The organism is Gemella sp. GH3, from assembly GCF_013415425.1.
Taxonomy (GTDB): Bacteria; Bacillota; Bacilli; order Staphylococcales; family Gemellaceae; genus Gemelliphila.
This window is the reverse complement of sequence record NZ_JACBYC010000249.1, coordinates 1-409: the sequence shown is the minus strand read 5'-3', so window position 1 is coordinate 409 and position 409 is coordinate 1. Positions and strand designations below refer to the sequence as shown.

Annotated in this window: 1 pseudogene; it reads right to left on the bottom strand. The window is 27.4% G+C overall.

The features are described 5' to 3' along the window. Nucleotides 1–409 (bottom strand): annotated as a pseudogene (locus HZY83_RS08135) (NEAT domain-containing protein); the annotation flags it as partial.

Here is a 409-nt window from a genome sequence, read left to right as displayed (position 1 = left end):
ACTCTGAAAAGTTCAAAATCATAGAATTCTCCGCCGACATCAGCAATTCCAGGATGTAAGTGAACAGTATATTTATATAAATCATTTAATTTTTCAATTTTTACATTAGGATTTAAAGCACCTTCGTATAAAGATGATTCCTCATTATTAATTGCATTTCTAAAATGTCCACTTACAAAAATTGGTAATTCTTTATGTAATTTATTTTTATCATACACAACATCTTTATAAATATTTTTATACGTTGTTGCTTGATAATCTTTAGCAGTTACTTTTTTAGATGAATCACTGTTTTGTGATACATTTGAAGTACTCGTGTCTGTAGAAGTTGATTTATTTTCCGTTGAATCACTTGAAACACGTTTCTTCGCAAATTCATTATTTTGAATTCTTACATGATATTGACCAT